Source organism: Pseudomonas fluorescens (assembly GCF_902497895.1).
Classification (GTDB): Bacteria; Pseudomonadota; Gammaproteobacteria; order Pseudomonadales; family Pseudomonadaceae; genus Aquipseudomonas; species Aquipseudomonas fluorescens_BP.
Window position 1 is genome coordinate 88,401 of the sequence record NZ_CABVHQ010000014.1, and the last position, 17,013, is coordinate 105,413.

The 17,013-nt window shown below is 60.2% G+C and carries 13 protein-coding genes; 11 read left to right on the forward strand and 2 right to left on the reverse strand.

The features are described 5' to 3' along the window. The 7 genes from F8N21_RS09760 to F8N21_RS09790 all read left to right on the forward strand — a co-directional run bounded on the left by F8N21_RS09760 (position 1) and on the right by F8N21_RS09790 (position 9,880). Entirely contained in the window at positions 1-1,200 is a 1,200-nt protein-coding gene (locus tag F8N21_RS09760; RefSeq protein ID WP_150641928.1) for an alginate biosynthesis protein Alg44, read from the forward strand. After that, a complete protein-coding gene (locus tag F8N21_RS09765; RefSeq protein ID WP_150641929.1) occupies positions 1,197-2,597 on the forward strand; it encodes a sel1 repeat family protein in 1,401 nt (466 codons plus the stop codon). Before F8N21_RS09760 ends, F8N21_RS09765 begins: the two co-directional genes overlap by 4 nt. Positions 2,598-2,638: 41 nt before the next feature. Beyond that, positions 2,639-4,027, forward strand: a complete 1,389-nt coding sequence (locus F8N21_RS09770) for an alginate export family protein (protein ID WP_224788192.1) — start codon at positions 2,639-2,641, stop codon at positions 4,025-4,027. Between the two features lie 87 nt (positions 4,028-4,114). Next, positions 4,115-5,632, forward strand: coding sequence for a mannuronan 5-epimerase AlgG (gene algG, locus F8N21_RS09775; RefSeq protein ID WP_150641931.1), 1,518 nt, complete (start codon positions 4,115-4,117; stop codon positions 5,630-5,632). A gap of 11 nt (positions 5,633-5,643) precedes the next feature. Then, a complete protein-coding gene (locus F8N21_RS09780; RefSeq protein WP_150641932.1) occupies positions 5,644-7,044 on the forward strand; it encodes an alginate O-acetyltransferase AlgX-related protein in 1,401 nt (466 codons plus the stop codon). Beyond that, entirely contained in the window at positions 7,044-8,135 is a 1,092-nt protein-coding gene (locus F8N21_RS09785; RefSeq protein WP_150641933.1) for a mannuronate-specific alginate lyase, read from the forward strand. Before F8N21_RS09780 ends, F8N21_RS09785 begins: the two co-directional genes overlap by 1 nt. Before the next feature lie 323 nt (positions 8,136-8,458). Further along, positions 8,459-9,880, forward strand: a complete 1,422-nt coding sequence (locus F8N21_RS09790) for a mannose-1-phosphate guanylyltransferase/mannose-6-phosphate isomerase (RefSeq protein ID WP_150641934.1) — start codon at positions 8,459-8,461, stop codon at positions 9,878-9,880. Between the two features lie 98 nt (positions 9,881-9,978). Here F8N21_RS09790 and F8N21_RS09795 read toward each other — a convergent pair whose 3' ends face one another. Beyond that, positions 9,979-10,302 carry a helix-turn-helix domain-containing protein gene (locus F8N21_RS09795; protein WP_150641940.1) on the reverse strand — a complete coding sequence of 108 codons (324 nt, stop codon included), beginning with the start codon at positions 10,300-10,302 and terminating at the stop codon, positions 9,979-9,981. Positions 10,303-10,896: 594 nt separating this feature from the next. Here F8N21_RS09795 and mtlD point away from each other — a divergent pair. From mtlD to F8N21_RS09810, 3 genes are all read left to right on the forward strand, one after another. Beyond that, the gene (mtlD, locus tag F8N21_RS09800; protein ID WP_150641935.1) at positions 10,897-13,080 is read left to right on the forward strand and encodes a bifunctional mannitol-1-phosphate dehydrogenase/phosphatase; all 2,184 of its coding nucleotides are present in this window, start codon (positions 10,897-10,899) and stop codon (positions 13,078-13,080) included. Positions 13,081-13,457: 377 nt separating this feature from the next. Further along, on the forward strand, positions 13,458-13,847 hold the full coding sequence (locus F8N21_RS09805; protein WP_150641936.1) for a hypothetical protein: 390 nt from the start codon (positions 13,458-13,460) through the stop codon (positions 13,845-13,847). 141 nt (positions 13,848-13,988) lie between these two features. Continuing rightward, positions 13,989-14,357, forward strand: coding sequence for a PH domain-containing protein (locus F8N21_RS09810; protein WP_150641941.1), 369 nt, complete (start codon positions 13,989-13,991; stop codon positions 14,355-14,357). Between the two features lie 84 nt (positions 14,358-14,441). Here the strand turns inward: F8N21_RS09810 and F8N21_RS09815 are convergent, their stop codons facing one another. Beyond that, positions 14,442-15,662, reverse strand: coding sequence for a patatin-like phospholipase family protein (locus F8N21_RS09815; RefSeq protein WP_191624264.1), 1,221 nt, complete (start codon positions 15,660-15,662; stop codon positions 14,442-14,444). Positions 15,663-16,084: 422 nt separating this feature from the next. Here F8N21_RS09815 and F8N21_RS09820 point away from each other — a divergent pair. Further along, positions 16,085-17,013, forward strand: a 929-nt coding sequence (locus F8N21_RS09820) for a DUF3300 domain-containing protein (protein ID WP_150641937.1), incomplete at its 3' end; no start/stop codon positions are given.

A 17,013-nucleotide genomic window follows, 5' to 3' on the forward strand; every position in this document is an offset into this window, starting at 1 on the left:
ATGAGCACAGCCTATATTGCTGTTGATGAGAATGTCGTGCATGAGTCGGAGGTGGCGCGTCAGCATGCGCGGCTGAAACTACCGGCGCGGATCAAGTTTCACGGGCTGAACCGGGAGAAGTTCGATTGCGAGCTGATCGACTTGTCGGCCGGTGGCTTCAGTCTGAATCAGCCAAGCTCACCGCTGATCGTGGGCCGGCAGCACAAAGGCAAGGTGACGTTCCAGGTCGAAGCGCTTGGGTTCGCCATCGACGTGGAGTTTGTCGTGCGCTCGGTATGCGACGAGGGGCTACGGGTGGGATGCGAGTTTCACAACCTGCGCCCGCGCGAGATCTCCGCATTGCGTTATCTGATCACCTCCTACCTCTCGGGCGGGGTGGTCAGCCTGGGTGACATGCTCGCGACCCAGCAGCGCAATAACTTCGCCAGGCCGCGTAAGCACGAAAGTGGTAACGGCCTGGGCTTTATCGCACGCTTGCGAGCGACCACGGTGAGCTTGCTGATTTTCCTGGTGGGACTGGGTGCCTTTGGTTATGTGCTGCACCAGTTGTATGGCGTTTATTTCGTCACTCACGCCGAATCGGCGCGGGTCAACGTCCCTGGCCAGTTGATCGGCCTGCCGCGTGACGGCAGCGTCAATGCGGTGGTCAAGGTGGGGTCGGTGGTGTCCAAGGGGGCCCCGCTGGCGACCTTTTCCGCCTCGCTGCTGGATGTGATGAAAGGCAACCTGCCGCCCGGGCAGGCAACCCCGGAGAACCTCGAGCGCCTGTTCAGCCGGACCCTGCAAGGTTCGCTGACCAGTCCTTGCGATTGCCGGGTGGTGGCGCAACTGGTGCCGGACGGCCAGGTCGTCGGCAAGGGCACCACGGTATTCGAATTGATGCCGGTCGATGGTGTGGCAACCATTGAAGCGCGCTTCCCCTATAAGAGCTTTGCCAAGATCCAGCCTGGCAAGGCAGTGACCTTCCAGCTGGCCGGTGAAGAACAGCCACGCACCGGCAAAATCGCCACGGTGGTGCTGGACAACGGCGGCCTGGCCTCCGACCTGCGGGTCACCATTGAATCTGACAGCGCGTTGCCGACCGAACTGGCCGGGCGTCCGGTGGAAGTCAGCATCGAAAGCCTGGCGGGCAATGCCTGGGTAAAGGATGCCTGGACGAATAATTCCTGGGTGAACAAAGTCATGGCGGCCGGAAAATGAACGGCCCATGGCGATCGGGGCTGCGGTTTTGTGCGCTGGCCGCTGCTCTGACGATAATTCATGGTTGCGGCACCCTGCCGGATCAGGGGTTGGCGCGCGAGGCGATGTTGCGCGGCGATTATGAAACGGCACGCAAGCACTATGGGGCGCTGGCCGAGGACGGCTATGCCGATGCCCAGGCCGGTATGGGCGACCTGACGGCGTCGGCGGGGGACCCGGCGAGCCTGAAGGAGGCTGAAACCATGTACCGGCAGGCCGCACCGGAGTCGGTCAAGGCGCAGGCGCGGCTGGGCCGCTTGTTGCTGCGTCAGGGACCGACTGATCCCAAGCAAGTGCGCGAGGCCCAGGACCTGTTGCAAGGCGCGCTGGATAAAAACGAGTTCAGTGCGGTGGTGCCGTTAACGCTGTTGTACCTGAGCTACCCGCAACTGGCACCGGGGGTGGATCCGCAGCAGAAGGTCGATAGCTGGCGTGCCCAGGGCATTGTCGAGGCGGATCTGGCGCAGATCCTGATTTACCGCAACCAGGGCACCTATAAGGCTCACCTGCCGCAGATCGAGCAGATGTGCAAGGCTCGGCTGGCGGTACTCGATGCCTGTTATGTGGAACTGGCCACGATCAATCGGATGCGCGCCCAGCCCAAGGCGCAAGCGGCCTTGCTGGTGGAATTACGCCAGGCTTGGCGCGAGGGGCGAGTAGCGCCCTTGCGGGTCGAGTCGGTGGCGCGCGTCCTGTCGTCGCCAACCCTGGAAGGCCCGGCCGATGCACAAAGCGCCCAGCGCCTGCTCGAGGAACTGGCGCCGGTCTATGCGCCGGCCTGGACCAGCCTGGCACGCTTGATCAATGACTACCCGGTGCAGGGCGATGCGCCTCAATTGCTCTCGGCCTTGCAGCGCGGGCGCGAAGCGGGCGACCCACGGGCGCAACTGCTGACTGGGCGGCTGTATTACCTCGGCAAATGGTTGCCGCAGAATCCGCGCTTGGCTGAAGAGCATTTGCTCAAGGCGGCGGCGGCCGGTGAAGTCGGGGCGCATTACTACTTGGGCCAATTGTACCGGCGCGGTTATCTGGGCAAGGTCGAACCGCAGAAGGCGTTACAACATTTGTTGCTGGCGGCCCGCAACGGTTCGCCCAATGCCGACCTGGCCCTGGCGCACATGTTTTCCGACTCGCGCGGGGTCAAGGTCAATCGGATCAATGCCTTTGTCTTTGCGCAACTTGCGCAGCGTCAGGGGGTGGTAAATGCAGAGCCAGTGCTGTCGGCCTTGCAGTCGGGGCTGACCCCGGCGGAAAAGAAAATCGCGCAGCCCTTGCTTGAGGGGGAAGCCCAGGCCCGTGTGACGGGCGCGGCTTTAGCTAGACTGCAAACTCCGGAAAATGGACAGGACTTACTATGAAGCAAGCATTGTTGGCAGGATATGGACTTGGGGTTTCGCTGATGTGCAGTGCCGGTCTGGTGCTGGCGGCGGAAGTGGCACCGAAGAATTTCGGTCTGGATGTGAAGATTACCGGTGAGTCGCAGGAAGACCGTGACCTGGGCACCGCGCGCGGTGGCTCGGTCGAAGGTATTGGTATCGACTTGCGCCCCTGGGCCTTTGGCCAGTGGGGTAACTGGAGTGCCTATACGATGGCGCAGGCGGTGGCCGCGACCGATACCATCGATACCGATACGATCAACAACGGCGTCGACGCCACCAATGCCCGTGATACGGATGACAGCTACCTGGCGATGCGCGAGTTCTGGGTCGATTACACGGGCATCAGCGCCTATCCGGGCGAGCATTTGCGCCTGGGACGCCAGCGTTTGCGCGAGGACAGCGGCGAGTGGATGGACACCAACATCGAAGCGCTCAACTGGAGCTTCGAGACCACGCTGCTGCGCGCCCACCTGGGTGCCGCCCAGCGCTTTTCCGACTACCGCACCGACGTGGACGACCTTTCGCCCGAAGACGAGGACCGTAGCCATGCGTTCGCCGACATCTCCACCCAATGGGCGCCCAACCACTGGTTCGGCCTGCGCGTGCATCACATCGAGGACAGCGGCAGCCTGCCCGATCCGGGCGAGCAGCTCGACGCACTCGACAAGACCAATACCGGCAGCCTGACCTGGGTCGGTTTTGAAGCGAACGGCGACGGCTACAACTATCGCTCGACGATGCCGGTCAACTACTGGCTCAGCGGCACTTGGCTGACCGGCAGTCGCGACACCCTCAGCAGCGAGGTCGACGCCAATGGCAACCGCGTCGCGACGGGGCACAACAGTGGTGACGTCGACGCCTGGGGCGCGGACATGGGCCTGCGCTGGAATATCAATGAGAGTTGGCGCCTCGGCGCTGGCGCGGCCCGCGGCGAAGGCGGTGGTACCGACCAGGAAAGTCAGTACCAACAAACCGGTCTGCAGAGTAACCGCTCGAACTACACCGGCACGCGTGCGCGCGTACACCGCTTCGGCGAAGCCTTTCGCGGTGAACTGAGCAACCTCCAGGTGGCCACAGTGTTCGGCTCCTGGTCGCTCCGCGAGGACTACGACGCCAGCCTTGTCTACCACCACTTCTGGCGGGTCGACGACCAGGAGGAGACCGGCGACGGCGGGATCATCAATGCGGTGCTGGTGGACGGTGAAAAGGATCTGGGCCAGGAAGTCGATCTGGTCATGACAAAGTACTTCAAGCAGGGCCTGTTGCCCTCGAGCATGGTGGATTGGGTCGACGAACCCTCGGCGCTGATCCGCTTGCGCCTCGGCGTGTTCTTCACGGGCGATGCCTACGCCAGCGACACCGACTCGAGCATGCACCGGGCGTTCGTTGATTTCGTCTGGAAAATCTAGGTCCAGGTTGTTGCCCACAGTGATGCCATTGTGGGCAACAGCGCCTTGATCACACCAAGTTGCATTTATTTTTGATGAGTGAGACTTATGGACAGTGTCGTCAAGATAGGGCTGTTGCTCGCCGGTCTGCTGTTGGTGCAGGTCGCAGGTGTCAGTGCGGCGGGTCTCGTCGTACCGCCGCGCTATACCATCAGTGAGGCTCCGGGAAAGTCCCTGCTGCTTAAAGAACCGAAAATGCCCAACCTGTCCGGCTACACAGCCGAGGCAGCCAAGGCGAAGATTTCGTACAAGCCCGCTGGCCGTGCCTTGATCCAGCCGATGCTCAAGGAAAACTCGCTCGACGAGTTCATCGGCGGTAAGGAGCGACTCAAGGAATGGGTAGTGCGCCAGCAGCGCATGCCAGTGGCGATCTTCATCGACCGTGGCTACATAAGCCTGGGGCAACTGGCGCGCAGCCTGCCGCCAACGGCCTTGCGCGAAACCGCGCCGGGGGTATTTCTGGCGCGCTTGCCGATCGTGATACGTCCCGGCGGGACCCTGCATATCGACAAGTCGGTCAAGGAGTTGCGATTGTCCCAGGAAGCCGGCTCATTCCTGGTCAATGACGGCAAGCTGTTTATCACCGACACCAAGGTCACTGCCTGGAGCGAGAAGAACAATAGCCCGGCCTGGTTCAAGAAAGAGGGGGAGTTCCGGCCCTTCCTGGTGTCCTGGGGCGGCACCGAGACCTACATCGTCAACAGCACCATCGCCAGCTTCGGCTACACCGCGAGCAAGAGTTATGGCGTGAGTATTTCCCAGTACAGCCCGAGCATGGCGCCGAAGATGAAGCGCAAGCGGCCGACCGGCTGGCTGCTCAATTCGGAGTTCGTCGATAACTGGTACGGCTTCTATTGCTATGAGGCCGACGACGTGGTGATTCTCGGCAATTCCTATCGCGACAACATCGTCTATGGCATCGACCCGCACGACCGTTCGCGCCGGCTGATCATTGCCCACAACGACGCCTTCGGCACCCGCAAGAAGCACGGCATTATCCTCTCGCGCGAGGTCAATGACAGCTGGATCATCTACAACCGCGCTTACAACAATCACCTGTCGGGCATCGTCCTGGACCGCTCCAGTGTCAATAACCTGGTGGCCTACAACGAAACCTACAAGAACCTCTCCGACGGCATCACCCTGTATGAGAGCGGCAATAACCTGCTCTGGCGCAACCGCGCGGTCGACAATAACCGGCACGGGATCCGGGTGCGTAACAGTACCCGTGTGCGGCTTTATGAAAACGAACTGATGGCCAATGCCCTGACCGGTATCTATGGCCACATCAAGGATTTGCGCGGCACTGACCGCGATCTCAAGGAAGACCCCTTCGAAGCCAAGCTGTCGCTCACCGTGGTCGGCGGCAAGCTGATCGGCAACGGCTCCAGCCCCATCACGGTGTTTTCGCCGTCGCGGCTGGAGCTCTATGACTTGACCTTTTTGGCGCCGCAGAAACAGGACGGCCTGTCCTTCACCGGTTTGCTGGGGGAGGTACAGGGTGACTTGATGGAGATTCTCCTGCGCCGCCATGAAGCCGCGCTGATTCTGCCGCAGACACTTTGAGGAGCCTGCTGATGAAGACAATCCATGGATGTGCCGCCGCTCTGTGCCTGCTGTCTGTGCCGGCGTGGGTCCAGGCGGAGCCGCAGTACACCGCCGAAGCCTGCTGTCAGCTGTGCCCGCAAGCGGCGCAGGCGACACTGTACGAACAGCCGGGGCTGAAGAACTACGCAACCCTGGTGGAGGCCAAGGACCAGTGGCTGTTCCGCAGCAAAAGCGATTTTCGCACCGAATTCGGCCTCGATGAGAGCGGTTACAAGGCCCTCAAGCGCCTGCGCGACGGACTGGCCCAGCGCGGGGTCGAGCTGGTGCTGGTGTTGCCACCCAGCCGCGGCCTGCTGCATGCCGACCGGCTGACGCCGCAGGAACGGGCCAACTTCGATCAGCCCACGGCCCGGCAGAACTACTTGCAAACGCTGGAGCGGGTGCGTGGCTTACGTATTCTTGTGCCCGACTTTTCCAGCGTGCTGGGTGCGCCGCAGTCAGCCGAACAGCCCTTCTATTTCAAGGGCGATCATAACTGGACGCCCTATGGCGCCGAACGCAGCGCCCTGCTGGTGGCCCAGACGCTCAAAGGCAACGATGCGCTCAAGGGGTTGCCGCATCAGGTCTTCGCCAGCCAGCCGACCGGCCTGTTGGGACGCTCCGGCACCTTGTACGCCGCTGCCTTGCAGATCTGCGGCAATGGTTATGCGGCGCAGTTTGTCCCCCGTTATCAGACTCAGGTCCAGGGAGGCGTCAAGGTCCCCGCCAAGGTCGCATTGGTCGGTACCAGCGCCAGTGGCGAGTCGTTCAACTTTGCCGGCTTCCTCGAACAGTATCTGCAGACGCCCGTCAGCAACTTCAGTGTACCGGGCGGTGGCTACGATGATTCGTTGATCGCCTACCTGCTCGGCGATGACTTCCAGAAGCGCCCGCCGGCGGTGCTGGTGTGGGAAACCGATAATCTCGACAGCATCCAGAAATCCAGCTTCTACCGACAGGCGATGGCGGCGCTGAGCGATGGTTGCGACATTCAGACGCCGCTGCTCAAAAGCCATTCGACCCTGCACAGCGGGCGCAATCAAGTGTTGTTCAACGGCGGTGGCGGCGCGGTGTATCCGATCAAGGGCAATCGTTATCAGGTCGACCTGACGTTCGCCGATCCCAGTGTGCACCTGATGAGCGCGACCCTGACCTTCATGAACGGTCGCCAGGAAAACATCAACTTGAGCCGTCCACCCAGTGTCAACACCCAGGGCCGCTTCGCCTTCGAACTGCGCGCCGATGCGGACTGGGACGAACTCACTTTTCTTTCCCTGGACGTGCAGCCACCGCTTGGGGCGACCTCCATGGGACTCTCGGCCCGCTTGTGCGCCAAGCCGATCCTCTCTGAAACACCATCCCTGCGCACTGCGCAGACGGAGGGTCGCTGATGCGTCCTGTGCACTGGGCCGCCCTTGGGGTGGCCTTCATCCTGACGGGGCCGACCGTGCAGGCGGCCGCGGCTCAACTCCGCCCGCCAGAGGGCTATTACGCGCCGGCCGTGGACAAGAAGGGAGACGTGCCGAGCTGTCCGGCAGCGCCCAAGCCCTATACCGGTGACCTGTTGATCCCCAGTAAGTACGAGGGCTCGGGCAAGGCACGTGATCAGCTCAACGTGGAATCCAACAAGCGCTACAAGCAACTGTCAGCCGATATCAATGAACTGGAGAAGGGCGTCAACAAACAAGTGGCCGCTTATTTGCGGCTCGGTCGCCCTGGTTATGTCGATTGCACCCTGACCTGGCTGGGCAATTGGGCCAAGGCGCAGGCGCTGCTGAGCACCACCTACACCCATACCGGCAAGTCGATGCGCAAATGGGCGCTGGGCAGTATTTCTTCGGCCTATCTGCGGCTCAAGTATTCGCGTTCGCAACCTTTAAAGGGCCGTGAGGCGCAGACCCGGCCGATCGAGGCCTGGATCGGCCAGGTCGCCGATCAGGTGGTGCGGGACTGGCGCGACCAGCCGCGGGATCGGCTGAACAATCACCAGTATTGGGCAGCCTGGGCAGTGATGGCGGCCTCAGTGGTGGTCGACCGGCACGATTTGTTCGACTGGTCGGTGGCACAGTTCCGCATCGGCGCTTCCCAGGTCGACGCAGACGGTTATCTGCCCAACGAATTGCGCCGCGAAACCCGCGCATTGGCTTACCACAATTACGCGATGGGGCCGCTGATGATGATCGCCGCCTTCGCCCAAGCCAATGACGTCGACTTGCGCGAAGAAAATCATGGCGCCATGCGGCGTCTGGCGACGCGGGTGGAGGAGGGGATCAAGGACCCTCGCTCGTTTGAACGCAAGACCGGCTACAAGCAGGAACTCGAGGACCTCGACGAGGATGGCAAGTTTGCCTGGCTGGAACCTTACTGCGCGCTGTACGCCTGCTCGGTGCAAACCAACCGCTGGCGCGAATCGGCCGAACCGATGAAAACCTACCGCTTGGGCGGCGACATCACCCAGCTATTTGCTGACCAGAAGAAGTAGATGCAATAGCCAACACGCCCTGGGTACAAGGTGGGGCCAATGCGGCATAGGGCTGAGTCCGTAGCAGCTGCCGAGCCTGCGAGGCTGCGTCCGACCGCGAAGCGGTCGTTGTCGTTAAATCAGGCAACGGGTTGCTTCAAGTAAACCGCGTACGCAGGATTTGCGAGGACTCCGTCCTCGAACGCAGCCTCGCAGGCTCGGCAGCTGCTACGAGGCTAGACCAAAAAGATGTGTAGATGCCTATGGTTGTAAACGGGGAGGGCAGTCCTTCGCTGTTCGAAGAGCCTTCATATCGAGTGATAAAGGTATGGGAGGAAAGTAAAATGATTCCGGTAATTCTGTCCGGCGGCAGTGGCTCACGGTTGTGGCCGCTGTCGCGCAAGTTGTACCCCAAGCAATTCCTGAGTCTGTCCGGCGACGGATCGCTGTTTCAGCAGACCCTGCAGCGCCTGGCGTTCGAGGGTATCGGCAAGCCGATCGTGGTCTGTAATCAGGAACATCGCTTTATCGTCAACGAACAACTTGCCGCCATCGGCTGTACGCCGCAGGCGATACTGCTCGAACCCTTCGGTCGCAATACCGCGCCCGCGGTGGCGCTGGCGGCCCTCAAGCTGATCGCCGAGGGCCGCGATGAACTGCTGCTGGTGCTTCCGGCCGACCATGTGATCAGCGACGTACCGGCCTTGCGCGCCGCGCTGTCGCAGGCGCAGGAAGAGGCACTCAAAGGCAATATGGTGCTGTTCGGCATTCCGGCGATACGTCCGGAAACCGGCTTTGGTTATATCAAGGCCGCCTGCGGCGATGCCGGCACCGGCCCCTTCAAGGTCGAGCAGTTTATCGAGAAACCTGACCAGCAAACCGCCAGCGGATTTGTCCAGTCCGGCGACTACTTCTGGAACAGCGGCATGTTCCTGTTCCGTGCCAGTCGCTATCTGGAAGAGTTGCGCACTCACGAACCGGACATGTACGACACCTGCGTGATGGCCCTGGAGCGCAGTCACAGCAACGAAAGCGTGACCAATATCGATCGGGTCACCTTTGAATGCTGCCCGGACAACTCCATCGACTATGCGGTGATGGAGCGCACCAGCCGTGCCTGGGTCGTCCCGTTGAGCGCTGGCTGGAGCGATGTCGGTTGCTGGTCGGCGCTGTGGGATGTGCATGAAAAGGATGCCGATGGCAATGTGCTCAAGGGCGATGTCCTCAGCTACAACAGCCACAATTGCTTCGTCCATGGCACCAGCAAACTGGTGACCCTGCTCGGGTTGGACGATCTGGTCGTGGTAGAAACCAAGGATGCGGTGATGGTTGCCCACCGCGATGCCGTGCAGGACGTGAAAAAACTGGTCAATGCGCTCGATGCCAAAGGCCGCTCGGAAACCCAGAACCATTGCGCGGTGTATCGCCCCTGGGGCAGTTACGATTCGGTGGACAGCGGCACCCGCCACCAGGTCAAACACATCACCGTGAAACCTGGCGCGCAGCTTTCCCTGCAGATGCATCACCACCGCGCCGAACACTGGATCGTGGTCTCCGGCACCGCCCAGGTAACGTGCAATGAAAAGGTTTTCCTGCTCACTGAAAACCAGTCCACCTACATCCCGATCGCTTCGGTGCATCGGCTGTCCAACCCCGGCAAGATCCCGCTGGAAATCATTGAAGTGCAGTCGGGCAGTTACCTGGGCGAGGACGATATCGAGCGTCTGGAAGATGTCTACGGCAGGAATCAACAGGTCAAGGGTTGAGCCTGTTCACCACAAGCGTTGACTCGCTTATCAAGCGAGGGAATCCAACGTGCGAGAGGGCGGCGACGTGTCGGACGGGATCGCCGGCACTGCCCTTGCTAGCAGACAGGTGGTGGCTTAACGACTATTTGAGCTGACGCCCCGGCCTCATTGGACGGCAGGCTGACGTGGGTGCGAAAGCCGAGCTTATCCAGCATGTCCATCATGGCATCGACGGTAAATTTCTCGATGTTGCCATTGGCCAATTCGCAGACGCGCGACTGAGGTACGTTCAGCCTGGCGGCGGCTTCAACTTGCTTGAGACCGAGCTTTTTGATGCAGTCGGTGATGAACAGCGACAGCTCCCTTCTCAAGGCCATCTTGCTCGCGGTTTCTGCGTCGTGGGTGACGTGAAACGGACGGTCGTGGGATTGAAATGCTATGGGATGGCCTCGCAACAATATCTAGTATTTATGCGAATACCGTAACAGTTCGCACCGCTCCCGGCTAATCCCATCCGACCATTAACCTTGATTTAGACACATCGTATGCTGTATAGCTAATAAGACGATTAGCCACACCGCAGGAAATTACACGCCAATATGCATGGAATCACACGTATCGATCGCCCGTCCGGCCCACTGTCCGCATCCCTGATTGCGCACTGTGGGCCTCACGTAAAATGCTGCGCTGGCGCAGCCACAGGGCTTGTTACTCGCCTCTCCGCTTTACACCGTCTGCGACCTTGTTTGTCTGGCAGCTGCCTCGATCGGCGCCATCGATACGTCCCTCCGCCTGCTTTTTCTGATCGTTAGCCACTGAAACCGGCGCATCCCTTTCCGTTTTGTCGCGGGATGTTTTGCTCGTCTGGCTTTTTCTATCTGAATTCATCACTACCTGAGCGCGACATCGCCCCGTCGGCATTCCAGCCTCGAACGGCGCCCGTCCGCTACACGGCATAACAGAGTGCTGCCGCAGTGCCTCTCCCAGGAGACTGGCCTGCAGGCGCGCCACCACGTCACAAGGAGTATCAGCCTATGATTTTTTTCCAGGGTAAAAGAATATTCAGCGCCATCTTCGATATGGATGGCACCATGTTTGACACTGAGCGCCTGCGTTTCAAGACCCTCAAGCAGGCCTCCAGCGAGATTTTCGGCACGCCACTGAGCGAGGAAACCCTGATCGGTTCACTCGGCCTGAGCGCGAAGAAAGCCGAAGCCCTGGCGAAGGCGAACCATGGTGAAGACTTCCCCTACGCCGAAATCCGCCAGCGCGCCGATGAACTCGAGCTGGCGTTTGTGCGCAATCACGGGGTGCCGATCAAGGCTGGCTTGCTGGAGGTGCTGGAGCGGTTGCGCAAGTACGGCCTGACCATGGCGGTCGCGACCTCAAGCCGTCGGGCCATCGCCGAGGAATATTTGATCAATGCCAACGTGCTCAAATATTTCGACATCACCGTTTGTGGCGACGAAGTCAGCCATGGCAAGCCCCATCCCGAGATCTTCCTGAAGGCGGCCAGCGCACTCAATTGCCTGCCGGGCAGCTGCTTGATGTTCGAAGATTCTGAAAACGGCCTGCTGTCGGCGATCCGCGCCGAGGGGCAACCGATCCTGATCGAGGACATCAAGCCGCCAGCGCCCGAGGTCAAAGCCGGCGCGCTCAAGGCGTATAGCAACATGCAGGAGTTTCTCGGTGACTTGAGCGAGTGCATGCCCGACCTCGGCACCCCCGAGCTGACCGAGGCCTTCCCTACGGCGCTCAACCAGTTTCGCGTGGGCATCCACGGCTTCGGCGCGATCGGTGGCGGCTACCTGACACAGGTGTTCTCCCACTGGGACGGCTACACCCGGCCCTGTGAAATCATCGCCGCCACTCGCTCGCGGATGCTCCGTGAAACGGTCACAGCCTTTGGCAGATTCAGCGTGCGCTACGGTGCCACGTCCTTCGACCAGACCATCGAAAACCTCAGAATGATCGACATGGACGACGCCGAAGCGGTGATCGACATGTACCACGTCGCGGAAATCGTCGGGCTTTGCTTGCCCGAGGCGGCCATACGCAAACAGGCCGGCGTGATTGCCAAAGGCTTGATCCGCCGCTTTGAACGCCGTCGGCGCGAGCTGACGATCCTCATCGTGCTGAACAAGGTGGGCGGCGCGGCCTTCGTTCGTCGACAGGTCGAAGCGGAGCTGAAGCGTATGTGCTCGGCTGAGTTCTGCCAGAAGGTTCTGGAGAAGACCCACTTTGCCGAAACAGTGGTCAGCCGCATCGTCTCCAAGATCTCCACCGATGCCCTGGTGCGCCAGCTGCGGATCAAGTCGAAGATCTTCCAGAACAGCATCAACGACGAGCAGATCGAGCCTCAGGTGAAGCCGACGACACCGGTTCCCGAGTACGAACGGCTGATCGGTCGCTTCCGGCCCTTCACCCAGTCGAGCAACGCGCTTAGCCAGTTGCACTTGATCCTGTTCAACAGCGAACCGGACATGCCCCTTTACGTCGAGCGCGGCAGCAACCTGCTGGAGCGATTGCGCCAAGTGAAGACCGTGGAAGACATCGCCCAGACCCAAGTGATCAAAAACCTCCTATGGAACGGCCCCCACGCGATCATTGCCTGGTATGCCAGCCTGTTGGGGCATAAATTGCTGGGGCAGGGCATGGGTGACCCGCGTGTCGCCGCCCTGGCCGAACGGTTGATCCGAGAAGAAGTCGGGCCGGCCCTGGTGGCCGAAAATGCGCAAATGAACGAGGCCGTCGCGGTATTTGCCAAGACATTCCTCGAACGCTGCAAGACCTCCTTCAAGGACCCTTGCGCGCGAGTAGGCCGCGATCCGCTGCGCAAACTGCAACGCAACGAACGCATTCTGCGAAGCATCGATCTCGCCAAAAAACACGGCATCGACTCCCCCGCCCTGGAGTTCGGCACAGCACTGGCCATTCACTATGCCCTGCGTTCGACCGACAGCAAGGACCAGGAATGCCAGCTGATGCGCAAACTCTACGCTGACAGCGGCAGTATCGAGACAGTGCTGACGTATACCGGGAGCTACAACGGCAAGCCCTATCCGGGGTTGGACCCGGTCAAGGATGCGGGGTTGGTCGAGGCGATTGCCGGGCATTTCGAGCGGCTAGTGGAGCCGGAATCGGGGCACTGGGAGTGGCCGTTGCAGGTTGGGGCGCAGTCGCTGGAAATAGAGGTAGAGCACGAATTACAGGTTTGAACGGGTGGTCTGACGCCGAATAGCTTCGGTTGACAGGAGCGTCAACCTTGAACAGACTTGGCCTCAACAACTAACCCATATCTGCGGCGTGGCTTGACCATCTGGAGAGTGGGGGGAAAAGCCGGCGAAAGCCGGTTTTTTTGTATCTGGAGTTTGAAAGGGGAAAGGGGACGGGCTCATTTCCCGGCTTGCCAGTTGCTCAAAAAACAGATCAGTCTCCTTTGTTTCCAAGGCAATCCAAATGCCGATCCGAGTTAACCGGCTCAGCATTGCGGCTAGACTTCGGTTTGCAGGCTGCCAGGCTTTGGATTTTTCGAATGGAGTCGAAGCGATGCCCCCTGACTACTCTTTCCCTGATGTCCTCGAGGACGCAGACCATGACAAACAACTGGTTCGCCAACGGCATGAAATTGGCACTGGCCATCGGTGCGGTTTATGCCGTCAGCGAGTACTCCATCGAAGCGGGCCGAAAGCAGGACGCGCTGTGCGAAATGGCACAGCTGCACGTGGAAGACCTCTACGCCAAGGCGCGGGCTTCAGTTGCTGCGTTGCCAACGGGCGCGTACGTTGAGGCCGAGTTGTTCGCCTCCGTCAGCGACAGTAAATCCGACAGGAGCGAAGCCGATATCGAGGCCCAGGTCGAGCGGGTGGTCAATGAAGAGCGGCGGATACCGGCCGAGGCTCGGCAGGAAATAAAACGCGCCGAGAAGGCGGTCAGCGACGCCTGCGACCACTACGCAAGCGACTACGGGTCGAGTACTAAATAGCAGCAGACAAAATAAACAAGAAAAAAGGGATACCCATTTGGGATGCTGGCGAATCGAGCTGGCAAGCAAGGATTTGCAGCCAGCTATAGTCAGCAGCTCGCAGGAATCCTGGATGATTATTTTAATAACGAGGACGGCTGGATGATCGATTTCAACAACAAGGGTTTCTTCAAGCTGAAACAGAACGATGAGTATGCTGAACGGGTCACTTCCCTTCTGCTGGAGGGAGAGCAGGTAATCGATTCATATAAATCCATGCGCGATGGCGTGGTATTTACGAACAAAAGAATCATCGCGGTAAACGTGCAAGGCATCACTGGAAGCAAAAAAGACTTCACCTCCTTGCCCTACAAAAATATCGTCGCCTATTCCGTGGAGACGTCTGGAACCTTTGATCTGGACTCCGAACTGGAAATTTACTTTTCGTCGCTGGGCAAAGTGAAGTTTGAATTCACCGGAAAGACTTCGGTTGTAGAAATTTCGAAGCTCATCTCTAGCTATCTTCTTTAAGTCGGCAGCGATGAGTCATGGCTGATTGCAATAAGGACTGTTTGGGGCGTTCTGTAGGTGTTGCGCCTGGAGCGCAACACACGCTCACTGTTTTCCCGTTGCTGTTGCCCCTGGAGGAGCGAATCCGGGCGGCACTTTGAGCCACGGGAAGCCCTGCAATGCCATGTCATATCCGGTGTCGTAGAGCTTGCGCATGTACTCGTTGTCGAACTCTTCCTTGTGGGGGAACTTGAAGCTCGACGGTATGAACCCGAGGTTGAAGTCCACACCGTCGCGCTGGGTGGTCGCATAGATCCGGTACAGGTCGCCGATGCCCTGGCTATGGATCAACGAGGCGACCGCGCGTCCAGCGATGCTCATGGTGCTGCGCTCGACCTGCGCCCAGTCTGGATCGAGTCGCGCGTTGCGTATCACGTAGAGTTTGCGCTCGCGGGTGAATCCTGCTTTTAGCGCCTCCTCATTGACACGGATCCCGGCCGGATAAGCGAATACCTGCGCCATGATGCCGCCATCCACGTGCATTTCCTGATAGGTTTTACCGTCGACTTGCACATCGATCATCATGGGCGGAAATCCTCCCGGAATCGAGGCGGATGCGATCATGATTTTCACGAAAAGGTCCAGAGCCTTCGGACCACCATAGGTCGCGATTTTCCCCATGTCCCAGATAATGGGGCGTCGCGCATCGAGGTCGGCGGTGGCGATCAACAGAAAGCGGCCCTTCGCATACTCGGCGGCGATCTCCTTGAGCATGTCATCGGTCACCGATTTGCGCGTCAGCTCCAACAGCGGTGCGTTGTCCGACATCGCATCGCCCAAAACGCCTGCGAAAAAGCTGCGATGCAAAATGACGTCTTTGGGCGATAAGGTGGTATAGACCCGCTTCAGCTCCGCGTCGTACTTCGGCCCAAGAAAGGCGAACGGCGCAATCAGCGCGCCCGTGCTGATGCCGGTAACGAGTTTGAATTCAGGACGCGTTCCTGCAGCCGTCCAGCCATTCATCAATCCCGCGGTGAACGCGCCATTGTCACCACCGCCCGAAATGGCCAGATATACCGCTGGCGGCAGGGGCCCTTTGTGCCCCTGCTTGACGAGGTAAGCCTGTTCGCGCAGCAGCGCTTGAAGCGCGACTCGGGTCAGCTCTGTCATGTCTCCACCAGCGACATAACGCACCCCGGGCATTCCCGGGATCTGCGCTCTCGCCGTCAACTCGGACGGCACCGCGGATAGGCGAGGCGGCGCCCAGGCGCAGCCTTGCATCAGCACAAACAGCGCCACAATCAGGCTGGTGATTTTCATAGTCATCTATATATCCCGCTGTTCGACGGTTTTGATGGCGACGAAGCCAATGCTCGGGCGGCTCATTGCTGAACGGCATCGTTACCGTAGAGACCGCCCCTTGGGTGACCTGTTTGGCTATTGGGCTCGCCAAGGGCGCCGGCTTGGTTTACTGCCACAAGCTTAGGTCATGTGGTTGCGAACGCAGGCAACTGGTGCATGAGGCCGTGCAGCTGCACATTTTTCTTCATCGTTGAAAAATAGCCCCTGTGCGCCACTATCGCGAAGAAGGGGATGGATTTATTTTTTCGAGGCGTAGTGATCCATCCACATAAATCGCTACGCCCCCCTTATCGCCCGGCGTATGATTTATAAAATTCCGCCCCGCCTACGGCAGTCGCTACAACCCTGCATCCAGTCCCGCTTTTTCTTCCCCCGGGAGAAGCGTTATGCGTGTTTGCTATTGCTTCAGCGCAATCCTGCTCGCCGTACTGTCTCTGTCCGGCTATTCGGACGAGGATGGGTTCCTCACCACGAAGGCGTTGGCCGCCGTTCCCGAGGCGGGTGTCGCGGGCGCTGCGCCCGCACCCGAACCGACTGCACCGGCCGAGGCTGTCTTTGCGCCGGAGGAACTCGACCAGATGCTGGCGCCGCTGGCCTTGTACCCGGATTCGTTACTGGCCCAGGTACTAATGGCGGCGACCTATCCGGGCGATGTCGCCGACGCCGTGGCTTGGTCCAAGGCGCATCCGGACAGCAGCGGCGACGCCGCCGTGCGTCAAGTCGCGAACGAGCCCTGGGACCCGAGCGTGCAATCGCTGGTCGCCTTCCCGGCAGCGCTGGTGATCCTGGGCCAGGATCCGGCCTGGGTGCAGCGCGTGGGCGATGCCTTCCTCGCGCAGCCCAACGCCGTGATGGATTCAGTGCAACGCCTGCGCCGGCAAGCGCAAGCCGCCGGCCACCTCGAATCCAACGAGCAACAGAAAATCATCGTGCAGCCGGCTGCGCCGGCACCGGCCAGTTCGACCGTGGTGGTGCAGCAGCCTGCCGCCACGCAGACCATCATCATTGAGCCGGCCCAGCCGCAGACCGTCTACGTACCGAGCTACAACCCGAGCGTGGTCTATGGCACCTGGGCCTACCCTTCCTACCCGCCGGCGTACTACCCGCCGCCGCCGGGCTCCTACCTCGGCTCCGCGCTCGCCACCGGCCTGGCCTTCGGCGCGGGCGTGGCCATCGTCAATTCGCTCTGGGGCGACTGCGACTGGGGTCGCGGCGATATCGACATCGACGTCAACCGCTACAACAACATCAACTCCAACCGCCAGATCAACGTCAACCAGAACACCTGGCGCCACAACTCGATCAACCGCGACGG

Coding starts and splice junctions, on each gene's coding strand:
- F8N21_RS09810 (WP_150641941.1), top strand. CDS start 13,989: ATGATCGATTTCAACAACAAGGGTTTCTTCAAGCTGAAACAGAACGAT.
- F8N21_RS09765 (WP_150641929.1), top strand. CDS start 1,197: ATGAACGGCCCATGGCGATCGGGGCTGCGGTTTTGTGCGCTGGCCGCT.
- F8N21_RS09760 (WP_150641928.1), top strand. CDS start 1: ATGAGCACAGCCTATATTGCTGTTGATGAGAATGTCGTGCATGAGTCG.
- F8N21_RS09815 (WP_191624264.1), bottom strand. CDS start 15,662: ATGACTATGAAAATCACCAGCCTGATTGTGGCGCTGTTTGTGCTGATG.
- algG (WP_150641931.1), top strand. CDS start 4,115: ATGGACAGTGTCGTCAAGATAGGGCTGTTGCTCGCCGGTCTGCTGTTG.
- F8N21_RS09780 (WP_150641932.1), top strand. CDS start 5,644: ATGAAGACAATCCATGGATGTGCCGCCGCTCTGTGCCTGCTGTCTGTG.
- mtlD (WP_150641935.1), top strand. CDS start 10,897: ATGATTTTTTTCCAGGGTAAAAGAATATTCAGCGCCATCTTCGATATG.
- F8N21_RS09790 (WP_150641934.1), top strand. CDS start 8,459: ATGATTCCGGTAATTCTGTCCGGCGGCAGTGGCTCACGGTTGTGGCCG.
- F8N21_RS09770 (WP_224788192.1), top strand. CDS start 2,639: ATGTGCAGTGCCGGTCTGGTGCTGGCGGCGGAAGTGGCACCGAAGAAT.
- F8N21_RS09805 (WP_150641936.1), top strand. CDS start 13,458: ATGACAAACAACTGGTTCGCCAACGGCATGAAATTGGCACTGGCCATC.
- F8N21_RS09785 (WP_150641933.1), top strand. CDS start 7,044: ATGCGTCCTGTGCACTGGGCCGCCCTTGGGGTGGCCTTCATCCTGACG.